We start from the raw sequence: 4,900 nt of genomic DNA on the forward strand, positions 1-4,900 counted from the left end.
CCCGCTCTCCCCCTCTCCCGCTCCTCCGCTCCCAATCCCCTAAGGCGCAGACTCCGTCGGCGGCGGTGGCACCGGCTCGGTTGGCTGGGGCGATCGACTGGCCAGCCATAGGCCCAGTAGCCCCAGCAGCAACGCAGAACCCGACACCGCCAGTACCCACCGAGGCACCCCGCGCGGCGGTTTAGCCTCTACCGGGGCATCAGCCACCTCTTCCTGGGGCGAGCTTTCGCCGTAGAAGGTGGCGCTGGTGGGGGGCACGGTCTCCCGTGGGGCTTCGCGCTCCTCAGGAATTTTGGCCTGGGTCTGGACGAAGAGCTTATGCTGCATTAGCACCACGGCGGTGTTGTCGTGGCCATTTTTCTGGTTGGCCAGCTCAATCCAAGAGGCCACCGCCGAGTCGAGGGTGACAATATCTTTAATAATCAGGCCAATGTAGTTGGCCCAGGCGTCTTCGATGCGGTAGTTGTCGCTGAGGCCATCGGAGCACAGCAGCAAAATACCGGTTTCATCAAAAATAAACCGCTGAATGTGGGGCTGGAGATGGTCGCCATTGCGGGTGCCCAGGGCCTGGGTCAACGCCCCGGCATCGCTGCGCTCCTGGGCCTGGGGCCAGGTTTGACGACCAGCGATCACCTCCCGCCCGGCAATATCGTCATCCACCGTCAGCGGATGGCAGTAGTCAGGGGTAATCCAGTAGGCGCGGCTGTCGCCTACGTGGGCCAGGTAAACCTCGTTGGCCCGCTGCCAACCAGCGTCAGTCTGCACCCGTTGGGGAATGACCACCGCCATGACCAGCGTGGTGCCCATGCGCTGGCGACCGGCCCAGCCGTGGTTATCGTTTTGAAAGTTAATCAGCTCGTTGACAACCCGAATCACCGCCTCGATCTGCTGGCTGATCACCTGGGGCGGCAGCACGCGCATTTCGGTTTCCGCTTCGGCCACTAGCGCCTGGAGCTGAATCTGCAGCGACTGCACCGCCAGCTGGCTGGCCACTTGGCCACCGTCGTGGCCCCCTACCCCGTCGCACACGATCGCCACCTGTAAGCCTTGGGCGGCCTCAGCCTGAGTCCCCTGAGGCCAACAGGCATCTTCATTGCGGGGCTGGGTTGGCCCCTGGGCCGTCGCCCCCGCCAGCGCGACGCGAGTCGAGAGGGTGGTCGCCTGACTGAGTAAGATTTGGTTGAGTTCTAGGGAGAGGGTGGTGAGATCAATATCATTGGCATCGAGGCGATTGACCAGCGATCGCAGCGGTTCTGACACGGCTACATGCAGCGGCGACAGCAGCGATCGCCATAGATCGGTCAACGCCGCCAGGGTGGTTGGCTCCTCCCCATCGGGCACCAGTTCCAGCAGCCGTAGCCGCCAGCCATCTACCCGCAGGTTGCCCGGTATAAACAGGCTCTGGGTCAACCCCAACTCGCCCAGGGTGCCCCACAGTTGCCACAGTTGCCACAGCCAGTTGGCCTGCCGCAGGGGCGGTGCGCTAAAGAGTCCCGCCTCCAGCTCCGGCAGTAGCTCTCCCGCCTGGGGATGAATCGGCACATTTTCCAACAGCAAAATCGGGGGCGCGCCAGTGCGCTCTAGCACCCCATAGAGCCCCGGCAGGTGCAGGCGGTGGGGGTGCGATCGCAAATAGGGCATCGCCGCCTGCGGCAACACATCTGGGGTGCTGGGGCGCTGATCGGGCAGGGTGTCTAGCCACAGGTAGGGAGCCACCACCTGGTAGCGCTGACCCACTAGCTCGTTCACCGGCAGGGTCTCCAGGTCGGTTCCTACGGCCCACAGGTAGGGCTTATAGCGAGAGGGTCGACGCTCAACACGGTTCATAACAGTTACGGGCGGTTACGGGCAGACACAGGGTAAAGCCGGGGAATCTCTTAAAACAACGTAATCAAGCCCCCTAAGGCTTAAGGCAAAAGGATAGATTAATCCTAGAGGATAGCGAGACTTTCAGAAGGGTAACCTGGGTTGGGTTTCATGGACCGGCATTTTGATCTAACTCATCCGTTCTCCTATGCCTTAACGTTTTTTGTAGGCGGCTATGAACTACCCTCTATTTTGGGCCGTGCTTGGGGCTATCTTTTGCCTCATGGAGCTATTTTTGCCCACGGGTTTTGTGGAGTCTACGCTGGGTCTCAGCGCCTTTTTAGTGGCCGTTATGGCCCTGGCGGTGCCTTCCTTTAGTTTCCAGATAGTGGCCTGGGTAGTGCTGTCGCTGATCTGTCTTTTCTTGCTGCGGCGGTTTGTGCCCAAGCGCACCCCTTACAGCCTGCAAGAATCGACCGAAGCCCGTACCCTCACCGCCATTCCACCCGGGCAAACTGGGCGAGTCATTTATGAAGGCAACTCCTGGCAGGCCCGCTGCGACGATGAAACCGTCACCATTGGGGCCGATCAGCCGGTTGTTGTTTTGCACCGCAAGGGCAACACTCTGTACGTTTTGCCCGAAAGCGCGCTGAGAGCCTGACTACTCCCCCCACTCCCGCAAAGTATCTTTAAAGGATTTGAATTTATGGGCGGCTTTTTTAGTTTTCTAATTGTGCTGATCTTTGGCGGCTCGATCGCCGCCAGTTCGGTCAAAATCATCAACCAGAGCGACGAGGCCCTGGTCGAGACCCTGGGTAAATACAGCGGCAAAAAACTCACCCCCGGCCTCAATTTCTTGGTGCCCTTTCTCGACAAGGTGGTGTTTAAGCAAACCATTCGCGAACGGGTGCTGGATGTGCCGCCCCAGCAGTGCATCACCCGCGACAATGTCTCGATTAGCGTCGATGCTGTGGTCTACTGGCGCATCGTCGATATGGAAAAGGCCTACTACAAGGTCGAGAACCTGCAGTCGGCGATGGTCAACCTGGTGCTCACCCAAATTCGGGCTGAGATGGGCCAGCTGGAGCTCGACCAAACCTTTACCGCCCGCTCTGAGATCAACGAAATTTTGTTGCGGGAGCTGGATATTTCCACCGACCCCTGGGGGGTGAAGGTGACCCGGGTAGAGCTGCGTGACATTGTGCCCTCCAAAGCCGTGCAAGACTCGATGGAGCTGCAAATGGCCGCCGAGCGCAAAAAGCGGGCCGCTGTGCTGACCTCCGAGGGCGAACGGGAGGCCGCCGTCAACAGTGCTAAGGGGCGGGCTGAATCTGACATTCTCGATGCCGAAGCGCGCCAAAAAGCCGCTATTCTCGACGCCGAGGCGGAACAGAAAGCGATCGTGATGAAGGCCCAGGCCGTCCGCCAGGAGCAAATTTTGCAGGCCCAGGCCACCGCCGAAGCGATGCAGATCATCGCCAAAACTCTCTCCGACGACCCGGGCACTCGCGAGGCGCTGCAATTTTTGGTGGCTCAGCACTACCTGGAGATGGGGCTAAAGATCGGCAGCAGCGACAGCAGCAAGGTCATGTTTATGGATCCCAGAAGCATTCCAGCGACCCTGGAGGGCGTGCGCGCGATCGTCGGCGATGGTCAGCCCTAATTGCGCCTTAATTGCGCCTTAATTGCGACTGATTTAATAGCGGGGCGATCGCCGTTGCCTGCTCTAGGTACCTATCTCGCCGTCATTTCAGGGAGTGGAAAATCTAATGGCTCAAGGGCGAGCCATTCCTCAGCCGATGCCTGGAAACCCTCCCCTCAGCATCGGCTTTTTCGTGGGTTCATATCCTCGGCAGATTTATAAAGTGTTGGTTCGGTTCAATATCAATGGGGTTAGTGGGCACTATCGAATGATCAATATCTAGATGCCAGCCAATAGGCTGAGCAGTTGCAATGGTCTCCCGAGCCCCCAATGCCATGAAAATGAGTGCTGTATTATCTCTCACCTGGCAGCTGCCGCTGTTAGCCCTGGGCCTCGGGCTATGGGGATGGTGGCTTACAGCCTTTGCCGCCCCTAAAGCCCTGATCGCCCTGATGACGCTGCTAATTACCTACGGCCTTTGGACTGGTTGGGGTGGGGTAGTTCCCGTGAGTGCCGCGATCGCCACGGCGGTGGCGGGCTTAGTCGCCCTCGATATTTTGCCGGCCTTCTGGCCAGACAAAATGCACTACAAATATTGGGCCTACACGATGTTGATGCTGTGGGCCGTCAGCACGGCGATCGCAGTTTTGTTGGCTAAAACGGGGCAACAACTCCAGCGAGTTAAGCTACCCCACCGCTGGGGTTGGCAATTGGCCACGCTGGTCGGGCTACTGCTCAGTTTGCGGGGGGGCGCCGTGGCTTACCAAGCCCAATGGCCCAGCTGGGTACCCTGGGGAACGCTATAAACGCTCTGGCCTGGCTACGCAAACGACTCTTTTGATGGGTTTTAAACCGTCTATGAAAGCTTATCTACACCAACTGCGTCGCCTCAATGCCAACGGCACTACGCCCCTAGCCCCTGGGCGACGCGACGTCACAGCGGCCAGCTTTCTCGATCAAATCGACCCGACGGTACAGGCTAGCTTTACCCCCCACCAGCAAGCCGAGATAGCGCGGGTGATCGATCTAGCCATTGCTAAGCCAACCCCCAAACTGGTCGATCTCCGGTTTGAGATCGATTTATTGATTAGCCGCTTTTTTATTGTGGTGATGGTGGGCAAAGACCGCCGCCGTGCCCCGCGCAATTTAGCCGTGTCACGACTCACCCAGTTTGGCAACTGGCTGGCAGCCGTGTTTCTCATCATCGGGTTCAACTTAGCCCTCAGCAGCAGCGTTTTGATGTTTGCCTACCTGCTGAAATCGGCCTTAGGAATTAATCTCCTGCCAGGGCACTTTCGAGGCTTTGGCAATTAACCAACCCAGTCCTCCCTCTCCCCCTCTCCCCCTCTCCCGGGCGCTCCACACGACCCAGCCCAAGGTATCGCTCGATATATGAGGTTGCGATCGCCTTTGGCTATAGTGACGCTAGTTTTATCGACCTTGCGCCATGAG

Annotated in this window: 5 protein-coding genes; 4 read left to right on the plus strand and 1 reads right to left on the minus strand. The window is 58.8% G+C overall.

The genetic code is table 11. The features are described from left to right. Positions 1-39: 39 nt before the first annotated feature. Complete coding sequence (locus IQ254_RS29745; protein WP_193969755.1) at positions 40-1,827, minus strand: PP2C family serine/threonine-protein phosphatase; 1,788 nt, start codon at positions 1,825-1,827, stop codon at positions 40-42. 214 nt (positions 1,828-2,041) lie between these two features. On the opposite strand from IQ254_RS29745, the gene IQ254_RS29750 reads away from it, so the two are divergent. The 4 genes from IQ254_RS29750 to IQ254_RS29765 all read left to right on the plus strand — a co-directional run bounded on the left by IQ254_RS29750 (position 2,042) and on the right by IQ254_RS29765 (position 4,762). Further along, complete coding sequence (locus IQ254_RS29750) at positions 2,042-2,467, plus strand: NfeD family protein (RefSeq protein WP_193969756.1); 426 nt, start codon at positions 2,042-2,044, stop codon at positions 2,465-2,467. Between the two features lie 45 nt (positions 2,468-2,512). Further along, on the plus strand, positions 2,513-3,469 hold the full coding sequence (locus tag IQ254_RS29755) for an SPFH domain-containing protein (protein WP_193969757.1): 957 nt from the start codon (positions 2,513-2,515) through the stop codon (positions 3,467-3,469). 314 nt (positions 3,470-3,783) lie between these two features. Next, positions 3,784-4,254, plus strand: a complete 471-nt coding sequence (locus IQ254_RS29760) for a hypothetical protein (RefSeq protein ID WP_193969758.1) — start codon at positions 3,784-3,786, stop codon at positions 4,252-4,254. A gap of 52 nt (positions 4,255-4,306) precedes the next feature. Then, positions 4,307-4,762: a hypothetical protein gene (locus tag IQ254_RS29765; RefSeq protein ID WP_193969759.1), complete on the plus strand. Its 456-nt coding sequence runs from the start codon at positions 4,307-4,309 to the stop codon at positions 4,760-4,762. The last annotated feature ends 138 nt before the right edge of the window (positions 4,763-4,900 follow it).

The organism is Nodosilinea sp. LEGE 07088 (genome assembly GCF_015207395.1).
In the GTDB taxonomy this organism is placed as follows: domain Bacteria; phylum Cyanobacteriota; class Cyanobacteriia; order Phormidesmidales; family Phormidesmidaceae; genus Nodosilinea.